At 72.6% G+C, this 22,441-nt stretch carries 24 protein-coding genes; 15 read left to right on the top strand and 9 right to left on the bottom strand.

The window, feature by feature from the left end; genetic code table 11:
- Positions 1–5: 5 nt before the first annotated feature.
- Positions 6–407: a hypothetical protein gene (locus ACIBH1_RS23835; protein WP_397316086.1), complete on the bottom strand. Its 402-nt coding sequence runs from the start codon at positions 405–407 to the stop codon at positions 6–8.
- A gap of 42 nt (positions 408–449) precedes the next feature.
- Positions 450–3,119: a leucine--tRNA ligase gene (locus ACIBH1_RS23830; protein WP_397316085.1), complete on the bottom strand. Its 2,670-nt coding sequence runs from the start codon at positions 3,117–3,119 to the stop codon at positions 450–452.
- A gap of 185 nt (positions 3,120–3,304) precedes the next feature.
- Here ACIBH1_RS23830 and ACIBH1_RS23825 point away from each other — a divergent pair, with 185 nt between their 5' ends.
- Complete coding sequence (locus ACIBH1_RS23825) at positions 3,305–4,270, top strand: alpha/beta hydrolase (protein WP_397316084.1); 966 nt, start codon at positions 3,305–3,307, stop codon at positions 4,268–4,270.
- On the opposite strand, the gene ACIBH1_RS23820 is transcribed toward ACIBH1_RS23825, so the two are convergent.
- Both ACIBH1_RS23820 and ACIBH1_RS23815 read right to left on the bottom strand, forming a co-directional pair.
- Positions 4,267–5,028, bottom strand: a complete 762-nt coding sequence (locus tag ACIBH1_RS23820) for a lysostaphin resistance A-like protein (protein WP_397316082.1) — start codon at positions 5,026–5,028, stop codon at positions 4,267–4,269. The genes ACIBH1_RS23825 and ACIBH1_RS23820 overlap by 4 nt on opposite strands.
- A gap of 10 nt (positions 5,029–5,038) precedes the next feature.
- Positions 5,039–5,914: a hypothetical protein gene (locus tag ACIBH1_RS23815; RefSeq protein ID WP_397316081.1), complete on the bottom strand. Its 876-nt coding sequence runs from the start codon at positions 5,912–5,914 to the stop codon at positions 5,039–5,041.
- Positions 5,915–5,982: 68 nt separating this feature from the next.
- Between ACIBH1_RS23815 and ACIBH1_RS23810 the strand changes: the two genes are divergently transcribed.
- The 4 genes from ACIBH1_RS23810 to ACIBH1_RS23795 all read left to right on the top strand — a co-directional run bounded on the left by ACIBH1_RS23810 (position 5,983) and on the right by ACIBH1_RS23795 (position 7,481).
- Positions 5,983–6,156 (top strand): hypothetical protein, encoded by a 174-nt coding sequence (locus ACIBH1_RS23810; RefSeq protein WP_397316080.1) that lies wholly within the window; start codon positions 5,983–5,985, stop codon positions 6,154–6,156.
- Between the two features lie 126 nt (positions 6,157–6,282).
- Positions 6,283–6,594 (top strand): hypothetical protein, encoded by a 312-nt coding sequence (locus tag ACIBH1_RS23805; RefSeq protein ID WP_397316078.1) that lies wholly within the window; start codon positions 6,283–6,285, stop codon positions 6,592–6,594.
- A gap of 21 nt (positions 6,595–6,615) precedes the next feature.
- A complete protein-coding gene (locus ACIBH1_RS23800; RefSeq protein WP_397316077.1) occupies positions 6,616–6,978 on the top strand; it encodes a metalloregulator ArsR/SmtB family transcription factor in 363 nt (120 codons plus the stop codon).
- The gene (locus tag ACIBH1_RS23795; RefSeq protein WP_397316076.1) at positions 6,975–7,481 is read left to right on the top strand and encodes an SRPBCC family protein; all 507 of its coding nucleotides are present in this window, start codon (positions 6,975–6,977) and stop codon (positions 7,479–7,481) included. Before ACIBH1_RS23800 ends, ACIBH1_RS23795 begins: the two co-directional genes overlap by 4 nt.
- Here ACIBH1_RS23795 and ACIBH1_RS23790 read toward each other — a convergent pair.
- Positions 7,478–7,918 (bottom strand): DNA-binding protein, encoded by a 441-nt coding sequence (locus tag ACIBH1_RS23790; RefSeq protein WP_397316075.1) that lies wholly within the window; start codon positions 7,916–7,918, stop codon positions 7,478–7,480. The genes ACIBH1_RS23795 and ACIBH1_RS23790 overlap by 4 nt on opposite strands.
- 173 nt (positions 7,919–8,091) lie before the next feature.
- Between ACIBH1_RS23790 and ACIBH1_RS23785 the strand changes: the two genes are divergently transcribed.
- From ACIBH1_RS23785 to ACIBH1_RS23755, 7 genes are all read left to right on the top strand, one after another.
- Positions 8,092–8,490 carry a universal stress protein gene (locus ACIBH1_RS23785; protein WP_397316074.1) on the top strand — a complete coding sequence of 133 codons (399 nt, stop codon included), beginning with the start codon at positions 8,092–8,094 and terminating at the stop codon, positions 8,488–8,490.
- A gap of 170 nt (positions 8,491–8,660) precedes the next feature.
- Positions 8,661–10,379 carry a cation:proton antiporter gene (locus tag ACIBH1_RS23780; RefSeq protein WP_397316073.1) on the top strand — a complete coding sequence of 573 codons (1,719 nt, stop codon included), beginning with the start codon at positions 8,661–8,663 and terminating at the stop codon, positions 10,377–10,379.
- A gap of 138 nt (positions 10,380–10,517) precedes the next feature.
- Positions 10,518–11,795 (top strand): alpha/beta hydrolase family protein, encoded by a 1,278-nt coding sequence (locus ACIBH1_RS23775; RefSeq protein ID WP_397316072.1) that lies wholly within the window; start codon positions 10,518–10,520, stop codon positions 11,793–11,795.
- A 98-nt stretch (positions 11,796–11,893) separates the two neighbouring features.
- A complete protein-coding gene (locus ACIBH1_RS23770) occupies positions 11,894–12,661 on the top strand; it encodes an ABC transporter ATP-binding protein (RefSeq protein WP_397316071.1) in 768 nt (255 codons plus the stop codon).
- On the top strand, positions 12,646–14,487 hold the full coding sequence (locus ACIBH1_RS23765) for a hypothetical protein (protein ID WP_397316070.1): 1,842 nt from the start codon (positions 12,646–12,648) through the stop codon (positions 14,485–14,487). Before ACIBH1_RS23770 ends, ACIBH1_RS23765 begins: the two co-directional genes overlap by 16 nt.
- A complete protein-coding gene (locus tag ACIBH1_RS23760; protein WP_397316069.1) occupies positions 14,484–15,689 on the top strand; it encodes a sensor histidine kinase in 1,206 nt (401 codons plus the stop codon). The genes ACIBH1_RS23765 and ACIBH1_RS23760 overlap by 4 nt, the downstream gene beginning before the upstream one ends.
- Complete coding sequence (locus ACIBH1_RS23755; protein WP_397316068.1) at positions 15,686–16,306, top strand: response regulator; 621 nt, start codon at positions 15,686–15,688, stop codon at positions 16,304–16,306. Before ACIBH1_RS23760 ends, ACIBH1_RS23755 begins: the two co-directional genes overlap by 4 nt.
- A 63-nt stretch (positions 16,307–16,369) precedes the next feature.
- Here the strand turns inward: ACIBH1_RS23755 and ACIBH1_RS23750 are convergent, their stop codons facing one another.
- Together ACIBH1_RS23750 and ACIBH1_RS23745 are read right to left on the bottom strand one after the other, a co-directional pair.
- Positions 16,370–16,900, bottom strand: coding sequence for a hypothetical protein (locus tag ACIBH1_RS23750; protein ID WP_397316067.1), 531 nt, complete (start codon positions 16,898–16,900; stop codon positions 16,370–16,372).
- Positions 16,901–16,952: 52 nt separating this feature from the next.
- Positions 16,953–18,281 carry an MFS transporter gene (locus tag ACIBH1_RS23745; protein ID WP_397316066.1) on the bottom strand — a complete coding sequence of 443 codons (1,329 nt, stop codon included), beginning with the start codon at positions 18,279–18,281 and terminating at the stop codon, positions 16,953–16,955.
- Positions 18,282–18,392: 111 nt separating this feature from the next.
- Here ACIBH1_RS23745 and ACIBH1_RS23740 point away from each other — a divergent pair, with 111 nt between their 5' ends.
- Both ACIBH1_RS23740 and ACIBH1_RS23735 read left to right on the top strand, forming a co-directional pair.
- Entirely contained in the window at positions 18,393–19,022 is a 630-nt protein-coding gene (locus tag ACIBH1_RS23740) for a hypothetical protein (RefSeq protein WP_397316065.1), read from the top strand.
- Positions 19,019–19,918 carry a hypothetical protein gene (locus ACIBH1_RS23735; protein ID WP_397316064.1) on the top strand — a complete coding sequence of 300 codons (900 nt, stop codon included), beginning with the start codon at positions 19,019–19,021 and terminating at the stop codon, positions 19,916–19,918. Before ACIBH1_RS23740 ends, ACIBH1_RS23735 begins: the two co-directional genes overlap by 4 nt.
- 158 nt (positions 19,919–20,076) lie before the next feature.
- On the opposite strand, the gene ACIBH1_RS23730 is transcribed toward ACIBH1_RS23735, so the two are convergent.
- Positions 20,077–20,544 carry a MarR family winged helix-turn-helix transcriptional regulator gene (locus ACIBH1_RS23730; RefSeq protein WP_397316063.1) on the bottom strand — a complete coding sequence of 156 codons (468 nt, stop codon included), beginning with the start codon at positions 20,542–20,544 and terminating at the stop codon, positions 20,077–20,079.
- Between the two features lie 93 nt (positions 20,545–20,637).
- Here ACIBH1_RS23730 and ACIBH1_RS23725 point away from each other — a divergent pair, with 93 nt between their 5' ends.
- Positions 20,638–21,486: an alpha/beta fold hydrolase gene (locus tag ACIBH1_RS23725; protein WP_397316062.1), complete on the top strand. Its 849-nt coding sequence runs from the start codon at positions 20,638–20,640 to the stop codon at positions 21,484–21,486.
- A gap of 6 nt (positions 21,487–21,492) precedes the next feature.
- Here the strand turns inward: ACIBH1_RS23725 and ACIBH1_RS23720 are convergent, their stop codons facing one another.
- Entirely contained in the window at positions 21,493–22,383 is an 891-nt protein-coding gene (locus ACIBH1_RS23720; protein ID WP_397316061.1) for a hydroxymethylglutaryl-CoA lyase, read from the bottom strand.
- Positions 22,384–22,441: the final 58 nt, after the last annotated feature.

Below are 22,441 nucleotides of genomic sequence, written 5' to 3'. Positions count from 1 at the left end.
GGGGGTCAGCCGCCCTGGCGACGGCGTTTCATCTCCGCCTCGGCGACGTGGCGGCGGCCGTCGAGCAGGCGCTCGCGCACGTCGCGTTCCAGCTCGCGGAAGGTGGCGTAGTAGCCGTCGTCGTACTCCTCCACGATCTGGAAGGTCCAGCGGTCCTCGATGACGTCGCGGCCGATCAGCTCGGTGCCGATGCGCGCGGCGAGCTCGCCGTGGCCGGCCTGTTTCAGCTGGTCGACCACGGTGTCGAGCATCAGGTCGGCCCGGCCGGTGAGCTGGTGGAAGGCGTACAGGTGACCGCGCGCCCGCTCGATCGTCTCCAGCGCCTCGGACAGCTTGCCCACCGCCTCGACGGTGGTGTCCGCGGCGCCTTCCGGCCTGCGGTGCGCGGCATCGGGTTCATACGTCATGCACCTGTCCCTTCCTCAGGCGGCGGCGGTCAACCCCCCTGCTCACCGTGCGGGGACGATGTTGACCAGCCCCGGCGCCCGCACGACCACGCGCTCCACAGGCCGCGATCCCAGCGCCGCCCGCACGCCTGGGTCGCCCAGGGCCAGGCTCTCCAGCTCCGCCCCGCCGATGCCGGACGGCACGGTGAGCCGTCCCCTGAGCTTGCCGTCGACCTGGACGACGCAGGTGACCGTCTCCTCGATGACCAGGTCGGGGTCGGCCGTCGGGTAGGGCTCGTAGGCGAGGGACCCTTCGTGGCCGAGGCGGTGCCACAGTTCCTCGGCGATGTGCGGCGCCAGCGGGGCGACCAGCAGCGTCAGGGACTCGGCGACCACGCGCGGCGTGGGACCGGCGGTGCGGGTGACGTGGTTGGTCAGCGAGATGAGCTTGGCGATGGCCGTGTTGAAGCGCAGCCCCTCCAGGTCGGCGCGCACGCCGGCGGTCGTCCTGGCGAGCAGGCGCAGCGTCGGCTCGTCGGCCGGGACGTCGGCGACCGCGGTCCGCCCGGTCTCCTCGTCGACGACGACGCGCCACAACCGCTGCAGGAACCGCTGCGAGCCGACGACGGCCTTGGTCTCCCAGGGGCGGGCGGCCTCCAGGGGCCCGGTGCTCATCTCGTACAGCCGCAGCGTGTCGGCGCCGTACTCGTCGCAGATCTCGTCGGGCGTCACCGCGTTCTTGAGCGACTTGCCCATCTTGCCGAGGGCGCGGGTGACCGGCTCGCCGTTGTACACGTAGGTGCCGTCGCGCTCCTCGACCTCGGCTGCCGGTACGGCGAAGCCGCGGCCGTCACGGTAGACGTAGGCCTGGATCATGCCCTGGTTGACGAGCTTGTGGAACGGCTCCCGCGAGGAGACGTGGCCCAGGTCGTGCAGAACCTTGTGCCAGAAACGCGCGTAGAGCAGGTGCAGCACGGCGTGCTCCGCGCCGCCGACGTAGAGGTCGACGCCTCCCGCGGGGCGCCCGGGGCCCGGCCCCATCCAGTAGCGCTCCAGCTCCGGGTCGACGAGCATCCGCTCGTTGCCGGGGTCGATGTAGCGCAGCTCGTAGAAGCAGGAGCCCGCCCAGTTGGGCATGGTGTTGACGTCGCGGCGGTATTCGCGCGGCCCCCGGCCGAGGTCGAGGGTGACGGTGACCCACTCGGGGCTGCGCGTCAGCGGGGTCTCGGGCCTCGAGTCGCGGTCGTGCGGGTCGAACGTTCGCGGCCGGTAGTCGTCGACGTCGGGCAGGCCGACCGGGAGCATCGACTCGGGGAGCGGGTGGGGGACGTCGTCGGCGTCGTAGACGACGGGGAAGGGCTCGCCCCAGTAACGCTGGCGGCTGAACAGCCAGTCGCGCAGCTTGTACCTGGTCTCCAGCGGCCACGGGTCGCCGGAGAGCGGGGAGGTGTCGACGGGCAGGCCGAGGGCCTGGGCGAAACGTTCGTCGCGCTCGTCGTGGGCGGGCACCCCCATGACGGCGCCGGTGCCGTACGTCGGCAGGACGTAGTCGGCGACGAACACCGGCAGCGGCCGGCCGCCGGCCGGGTGGAGGGCGTGGGCGCCGGTGAAGGCGCCGCCGGCCGCCCGGCCTCCCGCCTGGCGCTCGAGGTCGGAGCGCGAGGCGGCCGCGTTCTTGCTGTGCTCGATCGCCTCGGCGGGGGTGGCGTGACCGCCGGTCCAGGCCGCGGGCGTGCCGTCCGGCCACGACGCGGGCGCCAGCCGGGCGGCGAGCGGGTGCTCGGGGGCCAGGGCCAGGAAGGTGACGCCGGGCAGCGTGTCGGGCCTGGTGGTGAAGACGGCCAGCCGCTCGTCCGCGCCGGGGATGGCGAACTCGACGCGAGCACCCTGCGAGCGGCCGATCCAGTTGCGCTGCTGCGCCTTGATGGGCTCGGGCCAGTCGAGCAGGTCGAGGTCGTCGATGAGGCGGTCGGCGTAGGCGGTGATGCGCATCATCCACTGCCGCAGCTCGGTCCTGAAGACGGGCAGGTTGCCGCGCTCCGACCGGCCGTCGGCGGTGACCTCCTCGTCGGCCAGCACCGTGCCCAGGCCGGGGCACCAGTTGACGGGGGCGGTGGCGAGGTAGGCCAGGCGGTGGCCGTTGAGCACCTCGGCGCGGGCCGCGTCGGTGAGCTCGGCCCAGGCGGAGCCGTCAGGCGTACGGCGAGCGCCGGTGGCGTACTGCTCGGCCAGTTCCTCGATCGGCCGCGCCCTGCCGGCCTCGTGGTCGTACCAGGAGCCGAAGATCTTCAGGAAGATCCACTGGGTCCACCGGTAGTAGCCGGGGTCGATGGTCGAGACGGCGCGGCGGTCGTCCTGGCCGAGGCCGAGGCGGCGGCGCTGTCGGCGCATCGTCTCGATGTTGGCCTCGGTGCTGACCTTCGGGTGGATGCCGGTCTCCACCGCGTACTGCTCGGCGGGCAGGCCGAACGCGTCGTAGCCGAGGGTGTGGAGCACGTTGTGGCCGGTCATCCGCAGGAAGCGGCTGTAGACGTCGGTGGCGATGTAGCCGAGCGGATGCCCGACGTGCAGGCCCGCACCCGAGGGGTAGGGGAACATGTCCATGACGAAGGCCTTCGGGCGTTCGTCGAGGTCGGGGGCGTCGAAGACGCGAAGCTTGTCCCACTCGTCCTGCCAGTGGGCCTCCACCTCGGCGGCGAGCGCGGCGGTATAGCGATGGGGCGTGTCTGCCATGGGCTTTCCACTCCGTCGTGCGGCACGCTCGGGCCCGCGTACGCACGAGAACCGTAGCTCCGCGGCGTGCCCGGCTCCAGTGATTATTCGCGGCATTGACGGGACGCCGCGTCCGTTGCACATTGAGCGTTATCCATATGGCAACGCCGTTTCCTTATGCGAAACGGCTAGGTTGGAGAACGCCCATGCGCATCCCCCGCTCCATCTGCGCCCCGCTGACCGCACTGTCCGTCGCCGTCGCGGCCGCCGTCGCGATCCCCTCCCCCGCCCTCGCCGCCGTCGTCAAGGTCGAGAACACCGTCGAGGTGCGCTGCGCCTTCCTGACCTACCGGCAGAGCAGCGACTGGTACCTCCCCACCGGCGCCCCCAAGGGCCTGGTCTGGCTCCAGCACGGCTTCAGCCGGTCCAACGACCACCTGGACGACCTGGGCCGCGCCTACGCCGGCGCCGGATTCCTGGTCTTCGCGCCGACCCTGCCCTCGGCCGACCTGTTCGGCTGCACGGTGAACAACACCGGCAACAACACCGACTTCCTCCACAACGTCGCCGACCTGTTCGGCAAGGCGGCCGACCCGGGAGACAAGCTCGGGCGCAGCTTCGCCGACGCCAGGGCCAAGGCCGGACGGCCCGGGCTGGGCCTGCCGGCGAAGTTCGTCTTCGCCGGGCACTCGGCCGGCGGCGAGGCGGTCAGCCACGTCGCCCAGGAGCTGCGCTCCGGCTACCCCGCGGCCTGGCCGCGCCTGGCGGGCCTGGTCCTGCTCGACCCCGTCAAATCCCCCGCCGGCGACAACCTCGGCAGGGCCCTGGGCCACCTGGACGGCACGCCGCTCCCGATCCAGGCGATCTCCTCGCCGCCCTACCTCTGCAACAGCGACGCCAGCGGCACGGCGGAGCTGGCCGCGCGCCTGCACCGGCCCTTCCTCGGCGTACGGCTGAGCACGGGGGCGCACACCGACGCCGAGGGAGCGAGCGCCGACGCCATCGGCAGGCTCACGTGCGGCAGCCCCCAGGCCCAGAACGTCGCCGCCCTCCAGGCCCTGGCCACCACCTGGGCGGCCGGGTACGTCTCCGGCTCCCCCGACCCCGCGTGGTACCCGGGCGGCGCCTCCTACGAGGGCCTGCGCGGCGCGGGCGTCATCCAGACGCTCTAGGCCGCGACGCCCACCGGCCGCCTGGGCGCCTGCAGGTCCCTGCCGGCGTACACGACGACCGCCACCGCCAGCAGCAGGTAGACGGCGGCCAGGGTGAGCTGGCCCAGATCGGACCCGATCACCTCGGGCGGCATCATCTCGATCGACAGGTTGTGCCCCAGGTGGGCGACCAGCACGACGGGCAGCCCGGTGCGGTTGTAGAGCCAGGCGTACACCACCGACGTGGCCACCAGGCGCACCACGCTCTGGACCACGTCGACCGGGCCCACGTGCCCCTCGGGGTTCAGCACCGGCCACAGGTGCCAGACGGTCCACAGCAGCCCGATCACGACGGCGGCGGCCAGCGGGGTGATGCGCCGCTGCAGGAGCGGCCCGCCGTACCCTCGCCAGCCGAACTCCTCGCCCAGCGGGTTGGTCAGCAGCGGGCCGAGGATCGCGATGCCGGGAAGGAGGAGCCACCGCTCGGGCGTCTGGCCGCCGCCGGCGGCGAAGACCGCGTCGATGACGAGCGCGATCGCGATGGGCGCGAGCAGCACCACGGCGTACCAGCGCACGTCGTGGCGCCAGTCGAGGATCTGGCGGGCCAGCTCGCGCCACCGGCCGCTCCACGCGGCGGCGGCGAAGGCGGCCAGGGTCGGGGAGAAGGCGATCAGGAGGATCGCGGGGGTGAGGTCCTGCGGGCCGTCACCGGTCGCCAGCAGCCATAAGGCGCCGGCCAGCGTGAGGAGGTAGGTCAGGCCCGCCCAGAGGAGAATCATGCCTCGATGGTCAGGCAGCAGCGTCACTCGTTCGATGACGCCTGCCGCCCGATCGGTGGTGGTGCTGGCCCCCCTTCGGGCGCGGACGTGGCGAGCGCGGCCGGTTCCGTGCGGTTGGCGACGCCTGCCGTACGACGCTCAGCTCGGTGGGGGTGAGGCTGTCCCAGCCGGCGTCGGGCCGGTCGCGTGCGCCCCTGCTGCGGCGCACGTACGCGACCGCCTCGTCGAGCGGCGTCGCCTCGCCGGCCGCCCAGGCCGTCGCGAAGGCCTCGCCGAGCGTGCGGCGCAGCCGGGCGACCGTCTCCTCGTGGTCGCGCCGTTCGCCGGCGCGCCGCGGACAGCCCATGGCCTCGCGGGCCGCGGTGCTCGCGCCCAGCGTCCGCGCGGCGTTCGCCGGGGCCAGGCTCGCGGCGATCGCGTCGAGGCTGTCGGTCCACGACGTGCGCAGCCCGTGCTCGACGCGGACGGCCAGGGCCTCGTGGTGCGGGCCGGGGTCGCCGTCGAGGTGGGCCCGCTGCTCCAGGACGTCGGCCAGGACGCGCGGCATGCCGAGCTCGCGGGCGATCGCCGCCGCGCCGCCGAGCTCGCGCCGGGCCTCGTCGTGGCGTCCGGCCAGCCGCAGCGCCTCCCCGTAGGCGACACGCGACTGCGCCGCGAGGTAGGTGGGCGCGACGTGCTCGGCCTGCCGTACGCCGTGCTCGAACGAACGCAGCGCCCCGTCGAGATCGCCGCTCGCCAGCCGCGCCCGGGCGAGGGTCGGCCGCAGGACCGGGACGAACACCGCCGCCTCGGCGTGCTCCGTGAGCAGCAGCGGCCGCAAGACCTCGAGGGCCGCCGGCGCGTCGCCCGACACGGTGTACGCGCTCGCCAGGGCGCTGCGGGCCATGCCGACGCGCAGGTAGTCGCCGAGCGTCCCGGCCAGGTCGAGTCCTGCAGCCGGGCCGGGCGGGCGAGATGTTCACGGTCGAGGTGGCGGCGGGCGCTTGCACGGCTCGCTGGTACGGCGTCGACGAGCGCGCCTCGCTGGACGCCGACGAGGTGACGGTGCCGGTCGACAGGCTCGTGAAGGTCGCGGCGCCGCCCGCGATCCAGGGCCCCGCCGTCCTGCACCTGAAGGCCCGCCCCTGAGCGAGGCCGTCGTTTTTGGCAGGGGGCGCGCGGGTACGCACCACTCGTTGTCGCAGCTCATCGCGGGGGTGTGAGCGGTTCCGACCCTTGCCATGCCCCCGCGTCCGAACACACCGGGGGCATCACATGGGAGAACCGCCGCAGTTGCAGATCGAGATCCTCGACTGGCCGGCCATCGAGGACCTGATCGGCAAGATGCAGAACGTCGCCGAGCAGCCCGGCGCGGCCGAGCGGGTCGAGGAGTGGCGCGCGGAGCACGGCGCCGAGCACGCCACCCCGAAGGCCCGGTCGTTCGTGGTCGTGGGGCCGACCCTGATGTTCCTGCACCCGTGCCCGGACGGCGTGGTCCTCCCGTTCGCGGCCTACCCGGACGGTTCGGTGAAGGTGTACACGGACCCCGATCACGCCGGGCTCAGTTTCTACCGCGCGGACGCGTAACCACTGTGTTACGCTTTCCGGGTGGATGACACGGCAGGCGCGCTGGCCGACCCGGTGCGCAGGGAGATCCTCGTAGCGCTGCGCTTCCAGCGGCTCTCCGCGGGGGAGATCGCCGAGCGTTTCCCGATCAGCCGGCCCGCCGTCAGCCGTCATCTGCGGGTGCTCAGGGAGGCCGGGCTGGTCCGCGACGAGCTCGTGGGCCGCAACCGCCTCTACACGCTGGATCCACGGCGGCTGCTCGACCTGGCCGCCTGGCTCGGCCAGTTCGCCGAGCCGTCCGCCTGGGAGCACCGGTTCGACGCACTGGAGACCGAGGTCCACCGCACCCGGCGCGAGCGCCGTACCGGCGACGTCGCGGGTCAGGCCCACGAGGAGACCGCATGAATCCCACCGCCCGGCTGCTGCGAGGCAGCGGCGACACCGGCAGCAGGCTCGTTCTCACGCGCACCTTCCGCGCGCCCATCAACGACGTGTGGGCGAGCCTCACCGAGCCCGAACGCACCGCCCGCTGGTTCGGCCCCTGGAAGGGCCGGCCAGGGGCGGGCAACACCATCCAGGTGCAGATGGTGCACGAGGACCAGACGCCGTGGATGGACATGCGCATCGACGCGTGCGAACCCCCGCGCCGCCTGGCCTGCTCCTCGACCGATGACTACGGCATCTGGCGGCTGGAGGCGCTGCTGACCGAGTCCGATGGCACGACCACGCTGGAGTTCGTCCAGCACCTGCAAGGGGAGGAGAACCTCGGCGAGATCGGGCCCGGCTGGGAGTACTACCTCGACATGCTCGTGGCCTCCCGCGACGGCTCCCCCACGCCCGACTTCGACGACTACTTCCCGGCGACGAAGGCCTACTTCGACGGCCTGACCGCCGAGCCGGAACGCTAGCCGTCTTCGGAACGCTGGCCGTCCAGCCCGGTCACGGCGCGGCTCGCGAGGCGCTCCCAGCGCTGCCTGGCCGCCTGCGCGGTGCCGAGGCCGAGGCCGAAGGCGATCTCCTGCCAGGTCATGCCGCGGCCACGCGCCATCTGCAGCAGCCCGGCCTCCAGCGCGTCCATCTCCCCGCGCACCAGCGGAACGAGGCTCAGCGCCGCGGTGATGTCGGCATGGTCCACCTCCGGCTCGTCGTCGTCGAGCTTGGCGGCCCCGCTGAGCAGGAACGACACGAGCCTGACGGCCTCGTGGGGAGCGACGGCCGCGGGGTGGGCCTGGCGCCGGCGCTGCTCGTCGGTGGCCGCGTGCCGCTCCGCGATGCGGAACAGGGAGGCGTGCACACGCTGCGCACGCGCCTCGTCGGGGTGCGGGGGCGTGAAGGGGTCGGACATGACGTCCACTCTGCCGGTGAAACATATTGATGTCAACAGATTGTTTAAGCCTCGCGACATGACCGGTTCAGGACCAAGGGCCCGAGCTCGACGGGCCTTCCGCCCCTGGGAGCGGTCCGTCGACGCCTGCCACGCTGGTCACTCGCGTTCACCACGATCGGCGGGAGGCTGCCATGGGTGTGGTCGTCGGCATCGACGGCTCTCCGAGTTCCATCGCGGCGCTGCGGCGTGGCCGCGCCGAGGCGGACCGGCGCCGGTGCGAGCTCCTCGTGGTCCACGTCGCCGCGCCGACCGAGCAGAGCCACGCGCACGGTGAGGGGCTGCTCAGGGAGTTCACGGGCGGCGACCGGTCCCTGCTGCTGACCGGTGTGCCAGGGAGCGTCCTCGCCGGGCACGCGCGGGATGCCGACTTGCTGGTGATCGGTACGGCTTTCGCCAAGGCACCCTTCGAGGGCTCCACGGTGTCGACCGTCCTCCACCGGGTTCCGTGTCCGCTGATCGTCTGCGACAGCGGGGACATCGCCGGGCGCATGGCATGGAACGTCGAGTTCCCGTGCGCCGTCGGTGTGTGACACGGACGGTGGTCCCGTATCCGGCGCGCCGGTCATGAGCGGCCGGCGCGTCGCCGCGTAGGGCTGGTCTCCTGATCGCGGGCCCGGCGCCCTGCTCCAGACCACGCGAGGGACGATGCCCAGCGTGGCGGCTGCGCCGCGCAGCGTCGCCTTTGCACAATGGAGCGGCCATGGAACTCACGATCATCGCCGTCCTGGGCGTCATCAGCATCGTCGCCGTCGCCGCCCTGTCCCGGCGGATCGGTGTGGCCGCCCCTCTGTCGCTGGTGGTGGTCGGCCTGGCCCTCAGCTTCATGCCGGGGGTGCCGCACATCGAGATCGAACCCGAGATCATCCTGACGGTCGTGCTGCCCCCCTTGTTGTACGCGGCGGCCGTGCACATGCCGGCGATCGACTTCCGGCGCGACTTCAAGGCGATCTTCCGGCTGAGCGTCGTGCTGGTGGTGGTGACCACGCTCTGCTCCGGCTACCTGTTCGCCTGGCTGATCCCGGGGCTGGGCCTGGCGGCGGCGTTCGCGCTCGGCGCGGTGATCAGCCCGACGGACGCGGTCGCGGCCACCTCGGTCGGCAAGAAGCTGGGCCTGCCGTCCCGGCTGACGACGATCCTGGAGGGCGAGGGCCTGGTCAACGACGCCACGTCGCTGGTGTTGCTGGCCTCGGCCGTCTCGGCGCTGCACACGAGCGTGCCGTTGTGGCGGGTAGGCACGGACTTCGCCGTCGCGGTCGTGATCGCCGTGCTCGTCGGGGCGTTCGTGGGAGTGGCATCGGTGTTCGTGCGCTCCAGGCTCACCGACACCGTGGCCAACACGGCGCTGTCGTTCGTCGTGCCGTTCCTGGCCTTCCTGCCCGCCGAGGAGCTGGGCGCCTCCGGGGTGCTGGCCGTGGTGGTGGCCGGGCTGGTCAACGGCAACCTCAGCCCGCGCTTCATCCGGGCCCGCGACCGGCTGGCCGAGAACACCAACTGGATGACGATCTCGTTCCTGCTGGAGAGCGCGATCTTCCTGCTCATGGGGCTCCAGCTGCGGACCCTGCTCGACCAGACCAACGACGCGCACCTGCCGGTGGCGGGAACGATCGGCATCGGGCTGCTGGCGGCGCTGCTGGCCATCGCGATCCGGGCCCTGTTCGTCGCGCCGCTGGTGTCCTCGCTGCGGCACGACGCCGACCGCGCCGAGAGCTACCGGTCGGTGTTCGACGACCTGGCCGAGCAGCTGGCCCGCGGCGAGCTGCCGCGGCGGTTCGACCGGGGGCCGGGCAAGAAGGACCCCGAACGGCTGCGCAAACGCCTGGACCAGCGTAAGCGCGACAACGAGTTCTTCATCAACGAGCGGTTCGGCTGGCGCGGCGGCGTCATCATCGCCTGGTCGGGTATGCGTGGCGCGGTCACCGTCGCGGCGGCCCAGACGCTGCCGCCCGACACGCCGTTCCGGCCGCAGCTGCTGCTCGTCGCCTTCATCGTCGCCGTCACGACGCTGCTGCTGCAGGGTCTCACCCTGCCGTGGGTGATCAAGAAGGTGAGGGTCCCGGCCGACGACACCTCCGGCGACCGCGCCGCCTACGTCGAGCTGCTGGATGATCTGTCCCAGCGCGCCGCCGAGGTGCTGGACGATCCCGGCCTGGCCCGCCCCGACGGCACCCGCTTCGAGCCCGTGGTCGTGGCGCGGGTGCGGGAGGAGACGGCGGTTCGCCGCGTCCCGCCCACCGGCGCCGTTCCCGACGACGTGGACCCGCGCGAGCAGTACCGCGAGCTGTCGCTGCTGGTGTTGTCGGCGGAGCAGGACGAGCTGCTGCGGGTGCGGTCGATGGGCACCTACAGCTCGCGGTTGCTCACCTTCGCCCAGGATCAGATGGACCGGCGGCTGGCCCAGTTCCAGCAAGGGGACGCGTAGCGCGGGTGGCGCTCTTCGCTCGGTCTCGCGGAGGAGCCCCGGCTCCATCCGGGCGAAGGATGTGCCCGCCTCCTGTCGCTGTCAGGGTCGAAGGCAGGCGCGGCCGCCCGGCCACCCCGATCCGGAAGGACTCCAGCCGTGTCACCGAGACACACCACCAGGGGTTCGGCACTGATCGTATGCCTCACGCTCGCGGGCGGCCTCGTCACGACCGCCCCCGCCGCGGCATCGCGGCAGGTGAGGCTCACCGCCCCCGCGTTCACCGGTGAGTACGACGTCGGCACCACCGACCTGCACCTCGTCGACCCGTCCCGCCCCGATCCGTGGAAGCCGGAACGGCGGCGCGAACTCATGGTCACCGTCGCCTACCCCGCCGACCGCTCCGCCGAGGGCCCGAGGGCGCCGTGGCTGACGCCCGGCATGAGCGCCGTCATCGACCAGGTGCTGGCGAGCCCCGGCTACCTCGACCTCCCGGCCGGCTCCATCGACTGGGCCTCGTCGAGACGAAGGGCCGAGACGGGCGTGTCCGTGGCACGCGGCGCGCCGAGGCCGGTCGCGCTCTTCTCCCCCGGCTTCGGCGGCCCCAGGGAGACGAACTCGGCGATCGTCGACGATCTGGCCAGCCGCGGCTACGTCGTCGTCTCGCTCTCGCACACCTTCGAGAGCGCCGCGGTCGAGTTCCCCGGCGGGCGGCTCGAACCGGCGGCGGCCGAGGGAGAGGGCCCCGCGTTCGAGCGGAAGGTGCTCGACGCCCGGGTGGCCGACACCCGGTTCGTCCTGGACCAGCTCACGAAGATCGCCAAGGGCGGGAATCCCGACGCGGGAGGGCGGCCGCTGCCCCGCGGGCTCGGCCAATCCCTCGACCTGTCCCGCGTCGGCGCGTACGGGCACTCCTCCGGCGGGTTCACCGCGGGCGAGACGATGGTGCACGACCGCCGCATCGACGCCGGCGTCAACCTGGACGGCGCGATGGCGACCGCGATCGGCTATCCGCCGGGAAGCCCCTACGTCCCGGGCGAGGTCGCCAAGCGCGGCCTGGACAGGCCGTTCCTCCTGATGGGCGCCGAGGGCGTCGGCGCGGACGGCGACCGGCTGGAGCACACGCACCGCAATCCCGGATTCGACCGCAGCTGGGCCGACTTCTGGGCCAACCAGCGGGGCTGGAAACGGGATCTGCTGCTGCGCGGCGGCGCCCACCTGGCCTACACCGATCTGCAGACCATCGTGCCGCAGCTCGGCGCCCGCGTGTCGCCGGAGAGGCGGGAGGCGGTCATCGGCACGATCGACCCCCGCCGCTCGCTGGCGGCGCAGCGCGACTACCTCGGCGCCTTCTTCGACCTGCACCTTCGCGGACGGGACCGGCACCTGTTCGACGGTGAATCCCCGCGTCATCCGGACGTCGACTTCATCGACTAGAAGCTCCGGCATCAACCGATCGGTTGATGCCCGGATCCACCGCCCCGCACCCCGGCCGGACGATCCGCCGCCCCCGCCGCCGGCGCCATCCTCGAAGCATGCCCACACACCAGGAGCCCGCGCTTCGCACCACCGGTCTCCGCAAGACGTTCGGTCATCACGTCGCCGTCGACGACATCGATCTCGTCGTCCCCGCCGGCTCCTTCTACGGCCTGGTCGGCCCCAACGGCGCCGGCAAGACCACCACCCTGGCCATGGCCGTCGGCCTGCTCCGCCCAGACGCGGGCAGGGCGGAGATCTTCGGCGTCGACGTCTGGCGCGACACCGTCCAGGCCAAGCAGCTGATCGGCGTGCTGCCCGACGGCAACGCCATGCCCGAGCGGCTCACCGGCCGCGAGGTCCTCACCTATCTGGGCCTGCTGCGCGGCATGGAGCCCGACGTCGTCGCCGAGCGCACCGAGGAGCTCCTCCAGGTGCTCGAACTCGACTCCGCCGAGCGCACGCTGGTCATCGAGTACTCCACCGGCATGCGCAAGAAGATCGGCCTGGCGATCGCCCTGCTGCACGCGCCCCGCCTGCTCGTCCTGGACGAGCCCTTCGAGGCGGTCGACCCCGTCTCCGCGGCCACGATCAAGGCCATCCTGCGCAGGTTCGCCGCCAACGGCGGATCCGTGATCATCTCCAGCCACGTCATGGCCCTCGTCGAGCAGATCTGCGACCACGTGGGGGTCATCTCCGACGGCCGCGTCGTGGCCGCCGGGCTGCTGGCCGACGTGCGCGGCGCAGGGACGCTCGAGGACGCCTTCGTCGACCTGGTCGGCGCCCACACCACGGGATCGGAGGGCCTGGCATGGCTCACTCCCTGACCCCCGCCCCGGCCCCGGCCGACCTGGCCCGGTACATGATCCGCATGCGCCTGTCGCTCATGCGCAACTCCCTGCGCGGCGACAACGCCACCAATCTCTACTTCGGCGTCGCGGTCGGGCTGATCCTGGCCCTCGGGACGATCGCGGTCGCCGTACTGTGGCCCGCGTACCTGCCCCTCACTTTGGCCGTGTGGTTCTCCGGCTGGCTCTTCGGCCCCATCTTCATCGGAGGCGGCAGCGAGGCCCTGCGACCCGAGTACTTCACCATGCTCCCGGCCCCGCCGCGCCGGATCGCGGCGGCGCTGCTCGCCGGGGCCTTCGCGGGCCCGGCGCCCGCGGTCAACCTCATCGCCCTGCTGTCCCTGCCGGTGTACGGCTGGCGTTTCGGCCCGGCGGGCGTGCTCATCGGCCTGGTGGCGGCCGTCACCACGCTCGTCACGATGGTGATGGTCTCCCGCGTCGTCGTGGCGTTCATCGGGCTGTTCGTCAGATCCCGCGCCACCGCGACGGCGTTCGGCGTGGTGACCGGCACCGCCATCGCCCTGTGCAGCAACGGCTGGGCGCCCGTCGCGGCGCTGGGCGGCACCGACACCTCCGCCTGGTTCGAGGTGCTCTTCCGCGTGCTGCCCTCGGGATGGGGGGTGGCCGCCATCGAGGGTCCGTGGCCGCTCGCCCTGGCGATCCTCGCCGCCAACGCCGGCGTGATCGTGCTCCTGCTGGTCGTCTGGTCGAGCCTGCTGTCGCGGCGCGTCGCCTCGGCCGCGCGCGGCGGCGTGCCCGCCCGCCGCGGCGCGCCCCGCCCGTTCCCCCGGGCCGGCGGCGCCCGCATCACCGCCGCCAAGGAGCTGCGCGCCTGGTGGCGCGACCTGGTCCGCATCCAGCTGCTCGCCGTGGCCTTCTCCTTCGCGATCGTCACCCCCGTGCTGCTCCTGGCGATCGGCGTGTGGGTCATGGTCCCCTTCGCGGGGCTCATCGCGATCGTGATGGCGGCCGCGTCCTCGGCCAACCTCTACGGCTCGGACGGCACCGCCCTGTGGCTCACCCTCATGACCCCCGGCGCCGAGCGCTCCGACGTGCGCGGACGGCAGCTGGCCTGGCTGCTCGTCGTCGGCCCCGCCGCGGCGGTTCTGACCCTGGGCGGCACGCTCGTCAGCGGTCAGGACTGGGCCTGGCCGTGGGTCCTGGGCCTGTTCCCCGCGCTGCTGGGCGGCGGCGCCGGGATCGTCGTCCTGCTCGCGGTCACCTCGCTGGTCCCCGGGACCGATCCCCACAAGCGCGGCGGCAACCCGCTCAGCACGGGCGCCGACGAGACCGCCGAGACCAGCCTCGCCTGGCTCGTGCTCATCGCGGTGCCCTCCACCGCCCTGCCCGCGGCCGGCGCGATCCTGCTCGACACGTGGGCGGGCGTCGTCACCGGCGTGCTGACCGGTCTCCTGAGCGCCTGGGGTCTGGGCGCGATCGCCGGCCGCAGGCTGGAGAAGCACGGGATCGAGCTGCTCAACCTCATGAAGCACGGCCCGGCGCCGGTGTCCGACAAGCCCACCACCGCGGACCTGCCGCTCGTGCACCGCATCGGCGTCACGTTCTGCTACACCCTCGCCTGGCTTCCCCTCTTCCCCCAGGGGCTCGTGCCGATGGTGATGAAGATCTTCGGCATCGGGGACCGCGTGTGGTTCCTCGCGCTTCATCTCCCGCCGGTCTGGCAGTGGCCGACCATCATCTTCATGATCGCCCTGGGGCTGCTGATGTACGGTTACGCCATCCTCATCCCCATGCGTCTAAGCTCGTCCTCCAGCATCGAAGCAGGAGGCACTGGCCGCGCATGAACGATCCCTTCCCGCCGTCCGCCTGGGAACGACGGTTCGAGCAGCTGGTCGAGGTCGTCCCCTACGTCACCCTCGCCGCGTCGCTCGCCATCAGCCTGACCTCTCCCGAGCGTCCGGCGGGCGGGATCGGCCGCACTCTCATCTTCACCGCCCTGGCCACCGTCTGGATCGTCGGCCACACCTTCCTGCCCGCCGACGTGCGGCGGCGCAAGACCGTCGTGGCCGTGCACTTCGCCGGGGTCCTGGCCACCGCCGCGCTGCTGGCCTTCCACGACCCCATCTTCGTCATCTACTGCATCTCCGGCTTCTTCCTCGCCGCCAACTTCGCTCCCTCGCGGTGGACGTTCGCCGCCGTCGCGGTGACCTCCGTCATCCTGTACAGCTCTACGCTCGACTGGACCCAGGCCACCATCCAGCTCATCGCCTTCCATCTGGCGATCGTCGCCGTGCAGACGATCGCCATCGGCGGCGGCGCGATCGCCGGGATCAGGATCGAGGAGCGGCAGCGCAAATACCGCCAGGCGGTGAGCGACCTGCAGACCGCCCTGGAGGAGAACGCCGACCTGCACGCCCAGCTTCTCACCCAGGCCCACCAGGCGGGCATCCTCGACGAACGCCAGCGCATGGCCCGCGAGATCCACGACACCCTGGCCCAGGGCCTGACCGGCATCATCACCCAGCTGCGTGCCGCCCAGCGCGTCGCGGACTCCGCGACCCACGTCGAGCTGGCGCTCTCCCTCGCCCAGGAGAGCCTCACCGAGGCCCGCCGCTCCGTGGCCGCGCTCCAGCCCCACCAGCTCGACGACGCGCACCTGCCCGAGGCCATGGGCACGCTGGCACGCAACTGGACCCAGACCACCGGCATCGACCTGCACGTCGAGGTGACCGGCGACCGCGTCGCCCTCAGCCCGGCCATCGAGGTCACGCTCTTCAGGGTCGCCCAGGAGGCGCTCGCCAACGTCGCCAAGCACGCGGGCGCGACCCGCGCGGGCCTGACCCTCTCCTACACCGGCCCCGTGGTCCTGCTCGACGTCCGCGACAACGGCACCGGCATCCACAACCCCAACAGCGAAGGATTCGGACTGAGCAGCATGAGACAACGTGTACGCGGCATCGGCGGCTCCCTCGAGATCGAGGCCATGCCCGGCGAGGGCACCGCCGTCAGCGCCACCGTCCCCGCGCTGCAGGGAAGCCCCCGATGATCCGGCTCCTCATCGTCGACGACCATCCCATCGTCCGCGACGGCCTGCGCGCCGCCTTCGAGGCCGAACCCGGCATCGAGGTCGCGGGCGAGGCCGCCAACGGCCGCGAGGGCATCGAGCGGGCCGCCGCGCTCGGGGTCGACATCGTCCTGATGGACCTGCGCATGCCGGAGATGGACGGCGTCAGCGCCATCACAGCCCTGGGCCGGTCCCACCCCCACATCAAGGTTCTCGTGCTGACGACCTTCGACGGCGACTCCGACGTGCTGCCCGCCATCGAGGCGGGCGCCACCGGCTACCTCCTCAAGGACGCGCCCACGGAGGAGCTGCTGCGTGCCGTACGCGCGGCCGCCGCCGGCGAGCCCGTCCTGTCGCCGTCGGTCGCCGGCCGCCTGATGGGCCAGGTCCGCAGACCGGCCAAGGCGGCGCTCACCGACCGCGAGCTCCAGGTGCTGGCGCTCGTCGCCGACGGCGCCTCCAATCGCCAGGCGGCCGCCAAGCTGTTCATCAGCGAGGCGAGCATCAAGACCCACCTGCTGCACATCTACGACAAGTTCGGCGTCCGCGACCGCGCCGCCGCCGTCAGCGAGGGGTACCGGCGAGGCCTGCTCAGCTAGGCGCGAGGACCGGCGTGCGCGGCCCTCAGCCCAACACTGCCAGGACCGCGCCGATCGCCGCGCTCAGCCCGACACCGCCAGGACCGCGCCGATCGCCGCGCTCAGCAGCAGGGTCACGCCCATGATCGGCCCGGCCGCCCGGCTGCTCGCCACCTGCTCGGCACGCAGGCGCGGCACCACCGCGCCGAGCGCGAGCAGCTGGACCCCACCCACGATCGCCGTCCCGACGTCCTGCAGCATCAGCGCCAGGGGCAGGAAGTGCGCCGCCACGACCAGGGCGACCCACCAGGCCATCCACCGGGACGCCCCCCGCCTGGCCAGCACCAGGCAGCCCAGGCCGGCGGCGACGACCTCGGCCGCGACCAGCACCCCGAACCAGTGGTACTTGCCAGCCAGCGCGGTGGGCTGACCCCAGTTGGTGGCGGTGGCCACGCCGAAGGCGATCGCGAGCCCGATGCCCAGGACCGATCCCGCGCCGAGCCACACCCGCCAGGACCGGGGCGGATCCTCCTGCGACCAGCCGAACCAGACGAAGGCCATCAGCCCGAACCAGGCCGTCGTGAAGTACTGGTCACGGAGGAAGTCGGTCAGCATGCTCGCTCGATTCCACGATCAACAGGGGCGAATCGGGATGTTATACCTCCCGCTACGAGAGCACCGACAACGCGGCCCGCTTGTCGCCCTCCAGGGTGGCCCGCCCCCGCAACGTCAGCAGCGCGCCCAGCACCAGCGGCACCGCGAGGAGCGCGTAGGCCACCCGCAGCGAGCCGGTGACCTCCGAGGCCGCGCCCACCAGCAGCGGGCCGAAGGCCCCGGCCAGGGACACCACGAACTGCGACAGCGCGAACCCCAGCCCTCGGCGCGCGGCCGGCACGACGTCGGCCACGGCGGCGGTGAGAGCGGGGATCGCCAGCATGATGCCGAAGTTGGCCACCCCGAGGAAGAACAGCTGGACCGGCAGCATCGGCACCGCCACCGAAGCCGCCAGGCTCAGCGCGCCGATCATCAGGCCGATGGCGCCGAGCGTCACGCGCCGGTGCGACCAGCGGTCACCCAGCCGGGCGCTGACCAGCGCGCCCGCGATCATCCCGACCAGCCCCACCGATCCGGCGATGGCCGAGGCCGCGCCGCTCGACAGCCCGAAGGTCCTGGCATAGAAGGTGGGCAGCCAGAACATCAGGCCGCCCAGGCCGAAGAAGAGCGTGCTGAGCCCGATCACGATCGCGCGCAGGGTCCTGATCGTCAGGAGGCCGCGCATCTCCCGCAGCGTGGAGCCGCGCGGCGTGAGGTGCTGCGGCGCCGCGGGCCGCTCTCCCGTACGGAGCAGCTCGATGCGGTCGCCGGTGCCCCTGGCCGGCTCCCGCAGGGTCAGGCAGAGCAGCGCGATGACGATGCCGGGCACGGCGACCAGGAAGAACATCGTGCGCCAGCCGTACAGCCCAGCCAGCGCGCCGCCCGCGATGACGCCGCCGGCGGGTCCGGCGAAGTAGCCGAAGCGCTCCAGCGCGAAGGCTCGTGCCCGGCTGCTCCCGGGGAAGTAGTCGGCCAGCAGGCTGGAGCCCGCGGGGTTGTAGAGCAGCCCGGCGCCGCCGAGCATGACCCGTACGGCGAACAGCATGGCGTAGGTGGTCACCAGGCCGCTGCCGAGTGTCAGCAACGACCAGACGCCCACCACGGCGGCCAGGATCCAGGTCCTGCGGCCCCGGTCCGCGAGCCGGCCGGCCGGGATGAGCAGGATGATCCCGGCCACCGCCGCCGCGGAGGCGATGGCGCCGCCCGCGGTGTCGCCGAAGCCGAGCTCCCGCTGGATGACGGGCAGCGCCCCGGCCATGAGGTTGAACTCCACCCGGTCGATGAAGGCGACCAGGGCGATGCAGACGGCGGGCCACCAGCCGAACGGGGCGGCCGAGTCCAGCCTGACCCGTAAGGGCGGCCGACCCGCCACCGGGATGTCGACGTGCTCGTCAGCGGTCATGGTCGCTCCTCGGATGCGGGTCCTGGTGGCCCACATCGTTATGGAAACACCGTTTCCCGTCAACGAGGTGCGCGGCTACTTTGGAAACATCGTTTCCCTCTGGGAGGTCGCATGGACTATCCCCTCTCCCTGGCCCTCGTCGATTTCCTGCCCGTCCTGGCCATGGCGATCGGCATCACCCTGCTCGTACCGCTCCTCGACGGACCCGCCCGCGTGGCGGGAGCCACGGGCGGAGCACTCGTCGTCCTCGGCGGCGCGCTGAAGGCGGTCTGGAAGCTCCTGGTGGCGGCGGGAGGCCCCGACGTCGCCATCCTGTCCGCGGTGCAGTTCTACCTGTTCGCACCGGGGTTCGCGATGCTGGCCTGGGCGGTGCTGAGCCACCGGGCGCCGTGGTGGGCGTTCGCGGCCTTCACCGGGGCGGGGCTCGCCGCGGCGGTCGCGACCGGGGCCACCTGGCCGCTCCTGCTGATCACCACGGTCTGCGCCACCGTGCTCTCCGTCCGCCTGTTGCTGCTGTCCGGGCGGCTCGCCGAGCGGCTGCTGTTCGGCTTCAACCTCCTGGGCACCTACGCGATGGGACTGCTGGCCTCGCGCCCCGAGCAGACCATCGCCCTGCAGTGGGTCGAGGAGTCGCTCAACACGCTCATCTGGACGGCCTTCGCCGTGGCCGTCTGGCGGCTGCGCGCGACCGCCCCGGCCTTCGCGCCGGTTCCCACGCCGATTGGAGAAAGATCATCGTGACCTTCCCGAGGCGCCTGGCCGCCGTCACGTCAGCCGCCCTGATCGCGGCGACCCTTCTGGCGCCTCCCGCGCAGGCCGACACACCCACCTGGGTGAGCAGCCACGAGACCCAGGTCGGCGCCGATCCCGCCACCGTCCACGTCCCGCCCGGCCGCGCCGCCCTGCCGGTCGCCCTGCTGCTCCAGGGCGGCAACGTGCCGAAGGAGAGCTATGGCCGGTTCGCCAGGACGGTCGCCGGGTTCGGCTTCGCCGTGGTGGTGCCCGACCACCAGCGCGCCGTCGGACCCGTGACGGGGCTCTTCCCTGAGAGCCAGCAACTGCAGGCCACCGTGCAGTGGGCCGCGGAGGAGAACGCGCGGGCCGGCTCCCCGCTCGCCGGACGCCTGGACGCCGGGCGCCTGGTCCTGCTGGGACACTCCTTCGGCGGCGCCGCCGGGCTGTTCTCGCTCGGCAACACCTGCATGCCGCCGTTCTGCTTCGGCCCGGTCTACCAGCGGCCCGGGGCGCTGCGCGCGGCGGCGTTCTACGGCGCGAGCACGGGCGTCCCGATCGCCAACGCCGGAGTGCCGGTGGCCCTGGTTCAGGGCGACGCGGACGGCTCCAACCTCCCGGCGGCCGCGCGGGCCACCTACGACTCCCTCGGCTCGCCCCCGAAGGTCCACGTCAGCGTCCTGGGGGCCAACCACTACGGCCTGACCGACACCCAGACCCCGCCAGGGGCGCGTCCCGACCCCTCGCCGCAGACGCTCTCCCAGGACGACAGCATCGACGCCGCCGCCCGGTGGAGCGCGCTGTTCCTGCGCGCCTCCCTGGGAGACAGGCTGGCGGAGGCGTACGTCTACGGGTTCGGCGACGCCGCCGACCCCCACGTCACCGTCGTCCACGAAAGAGGCTGAACCAACCCGCCGAGCCCCCGCGTGACCGTCGTGCCCCAACGAGCCTGAAGCCGCCAAGCCCCACGTCATCGTGCACCAACGAGCCTGAACCGCCGACGAGGCGGCCACCGGGGCAAGCGCCCTGCCCGAGGTGGTCGCCTCGCCATGTTTCACCCTGTTCACCCTGCCGACCGGCTGGCGGCCGAGACGGCTCGTTCGATGTCGACCAGCGCCGCCAGCTGCGCCTCTGACAGGGCCCGCCCGAAGTGCCGCTCGATCGACGCCAGGTGGCCGGGCGTCGCCTCCTCGAAGGCCTGCCGCCCGGACCCGGTGAGCAGCACGTCGTCGCCGCGCCCGTCGAGCTCGCACGCCTCCCGCGCGATCAGCCCGCGGCGCTCCATCCGGCCCAGCTGCCGCGACAGGCGGCCGTGGGCCCACTGCAGCTTCCCTGCCAGGCCGCCGACCCGCACACACGTGTCCGCGCTCGCCAGCCCGGCCACCGCCGCCAGCACCTCGTAGTCGGCCATCGACAGGCCCGATTCTCTCTCCAGGTCGCGGGCGACCTCCGCGTCCACCAGGAGCTGGAGCCTGCGGTAGGCGGCCCAGGCGTCGCGGGCAGCCTGGTCGTGAGGGCCGGATCGCGTCATGGCGCCCACTCTACCGAAACCTGGTTACATGTAACGAGTTTCCGTGCTAACTTCTTCGTTACATGTAACGAAGAAGTTCGGAGAGGACCCCGCATGTTCACCGTCAACGGCGTAGAGCTGGCCACCGAGACCTTCGGCGACCCCGGCGACCCCGCGATCCTGCTGATCCACGGTGGTGGCCACAGCCTGCTGAACTGGGAGGAGCAGTTCGTCCAGCGCCTGGTCGCCGGCGGCCGCCACGTCATCCGCTACGACAGCAGGGACGCAGGCCGCTCGACCGCCTCACCGGCCGGGGCGCCGCCGCACGACCTGCGCGACCTCGTCGCCGACACCGCCGCCCTGATCGGGGCGCTCGGCCTGGAGCGTGCGCACCTGGTGGGCATGTCGCAGGGCGCCGCGATCGCCCAGCTCGTGGCGCTCGACCACGCCGACCGGGTGGCCACGCTCACGCTCGCCTCCTCCACCCCCGGCGGACCCGGTCACCCGTACGACGACCTGCCGGGCATGACGCCCGAGCTGCTGGCCGCGCTCTCGGCCGAGGCGCCGGAGCCCGACTGGCACGACCGGGCCGCCGTCGTCGACTACCTGGTCGAGGCCGAGCGTCCCTTCGCCGCGCCCGGCCAGTTCGACGAGCAGGCCGTACGGCGGCTCGCGGAACGTGTCGCCGCCCGCACCCTCGACATCGCCGCTCAGGTCACCAACCCGTTCCTGCTGGACGCGGGCGAGCCCTGGCGGCAGCGCCTCGGCGAGATCAAGGCCCCGACGCTCGTGCTGCACGGCACCGACGACCCCTTCGTGCCCGTGGAGCACGGCCGCGCCCTGGCCGAGGAGATCCCGGGCGCCCGCTTCATCGCCATGGAGCAGACCGGCCACGAGGTCTTCCCGCGGCGCCACTGGGACACGGTCGTGCCCGCCATCCTCGCCCACACCTCCTCCCGCTGACCGCCCTCAGCCGGGCCACGTTCCCGCACGGCCCAGCTGCGCCGGAACCTGCGTGCCCAGCCGCTCCTCGATCAGCGCCGCCGCCGACAGCGTGGCGGCCAGGTCGATCCCGGTCGTCACCCCCGATCGGTGCAGCATGTAGAGCAGGTCCTCGGTGGCGATGTTGCCCGTGGCGGCCGGGGCGAACGGGCAGCCGCCGATCCCTCCAGCGCTGGAGTCGAGGGCGGCGGCGCCCAGTTCCCACGCCGTCAGCGCGTTGGCGTAGCCGGAGTTGCGCGTGTTGTGGAAGTGGAAGCGCAGGGGCGCCTGGCTGACCTCGCGCACCGCGGCCGTCACCCGGCGCACGTCGGCCGGCACCCCGACGCCGATGGTGTCGGCCACCGCGACCTCGTCGGCCCCTGGACAGCGCCGCACCAGCTCGGCGACCCTGGCCGGGCTCACCTCTCCCTCGAACGGGCAGCCGAAGCCCGCGGCGACGGTCAGCGTCACGCCGAGCCCCGCGTCGTGCGCGCGCCCGGCGATCACGCCGAAGCCCCTCACCGCCTCGTCCACGGCCATGCCCTGGTTGCGCTGCGAGAAGGACTCGGTGGCCACGACCACGACGTTGACCTCGTCCACCCCGGCCGCCAGCGCGCGATCCAGCCCGCGCGCGTTGAGCACCAGCCCCGCGTAGCGCACCCCCGGGATCCTGGGCACGCGGGCCATGACCTCCTCGGCGTCGGCCATCTGCGGCACCAGCCGGGGGTGCACGAAGCTGACCGCCTCGACCCGCCGCAGCCCGGCGGCCACGAGCGCCTCGATGTAGGCGACCTTCCCCGCGGTGGGAACGATCGTCTTCTCGTTCTGCAGGCCGTCGCGCGGACCGACCTCGACGATCTCTAAATTCGGCGATTGCATACAACCTCTTGTCACGGAGCGGACATCTGCCCATCATGGTGACACCACCGGCGAAGGA

It is taken from the genome of Nonomuraea sp. NPDC050663 (assembly GCF_044456985.1).
GTDB lineage: Bacteria > Actinomycetota > Actinomycetes > Streptosporangiales > Streptosporangiaceae > Nonomuraea.
This window is presented reverse-complemented; position numbering and strand designations above follow the sequence as displayed.

Bases quoted from the DNA above. Each gene is read 5' to 3' on its own strand.
- ACIBH1_RS23835 (WP_397316086.1), bottom strand. From the start codon at position 407: ATGACGTATGAACCCGATGCCGCGCACCGCAGGCCGGAAGGCGCCGCG.
- ACIBH1_RS23830 (WP_397316085.1), bottom strand. From the start codon at position 3,119: ATGGCAGACACGCCCCATCGCTATACCGCCGCGCTCGCCGCCGAGGTG.
- ACIBH1_RS23825 (WP_397316084.1), top strand. From the start codon at position 3,305: ATGCGCATCCCCCGCTCCATCTGCGCCCCGCTGACCGCACTGTCCGTC.
- ACIBH1_RS23820 (WP_397316082.1), bottom strand. From the start codon at position 5,028: ATGATTCTCCTCTGGGCGGGCCTGACCTACCTCCTCACGCTGGCCGGC.
- ACIBH1_RS23815 (WP_397316081.1), bottom strand. From the start codon at position 5,914: ATGGCCCGCAGCGCCCTGGCGAGCGCGTACACCGTGTCGGGCGACGCG.
- ACIBH1_RS23810 (WP_397316080.1), top strand. From the start codon at position 5,983: ATGTTCACGGTCGAGGTGGCGGCGGGCGCTTGCACGGCTCGCTGGTAC.
- ACIBH1_RS23805 (WP_397316078.1), top strand. From the start codon at position 6,283: ATGGGAGAACCGCCGCAGTTGCAGATCGAGATCCTCGACTGGCCGGCC.
- ACIBH1_RS23795 (WP_397316076.1), top strand. From the start codon at position 6,975: ATGAATCCCACCGCCCGGCTGCTGCGAGGCAGCGGCGACACCGGCAGC.
- ACIBH1_RS23790 (WP_397316075.1), bottom strand. From the start codon at position 7,918: ATGTCCGACCCCTTCACGCCCCCGCACCCCGACGAGGCGCGTGCGCAG.
- ACIBH1_RS23785 (WP_397316074.1), top strand. From the start codon at position 8,092: ATGGGTGTGGTCGTCGGCATCGACGGCTCTCCGAGTTCCATCGCGGCG.
- ACIBH1_RS23780 (WP_397316073.1), top strand. From the start codon at position 8,661: ATGGAACTCACGATCATCGCCGTCCTGGGCGTCATCAGCATCGTCGCC.
- ACIBH1_RS23770 (WP_397316071.1), top strand. From the start codon at position 11,894: ATGCCCACACACCAGGAGCCCGCGCTTCGCACCACCGGTCTCCGCAAG.
- ACIBH1_RS23765 (WP_397316070.1), top strand. From the start codon at position 12,646: ATGGCTCACTCCCTGACCCCCGCCCCGGCCCCGGCCGACCTGGCCCGG.
- ACIBH1_RS23760 (WP_397316069.1), top strand. From the start codon at position 14,484: ATGAACGATCCCTTCCCGCCGTCCGCCTGGGAACGACGGTTCGAGCAG.
- ACIBH1_RS23755 (WP_397316068.1), top strand. From the start codon at position 15,686: ATGATCCGGCTCCTCATCGTCGACGACCATCCCATCGTCCGCGACGGC.
- ACIBH1_RS23750 (WP_397316067.1), bottom strand. From the start codon at position 16,900: ATGCTGACCGACTTCCTCCGTGACCAGTACTTCACGACGGCCTGGTTC.
- ACIBH1_RS23745 (WP_397316066.1), bottom strand. From the start codon at position 18,281: ATGACCGCTGACGAGCACGTCGACATCCCGGTGGCGGGTCGGCCGCCC.
- ACIBH1_RS23740 (WP_397316065.1), top strand. From the start codon at position 18,393: ATGGACTATCCCCTCTCCCTGGCCCTCGTCGATTTCCTGCCCGTCCTG.
- ACIBH1_RS23730 (WP_397316063.1), bottom strand. From the start codon at position 20,544: ATGACGCGATCCGGCCCTCACGACCAGGCTGCCCGCGACGCCTGGGCC.
- ACIBH1_RS23725 (WP_397316062.1), top strand. From the start codon at position 20,638: ATGTTCACCGTCAACGGCGTAGAGCTGGCCACCGAGACCTTCGGCGAC.
- ACIBH1_RS23720 (WP_397316061.1), bottom strand. From the start codon at position 22,383: ATGCAATCGCCGAATTTAGAGATCGTCGAGGTCGGTCCGCGCGACGGC.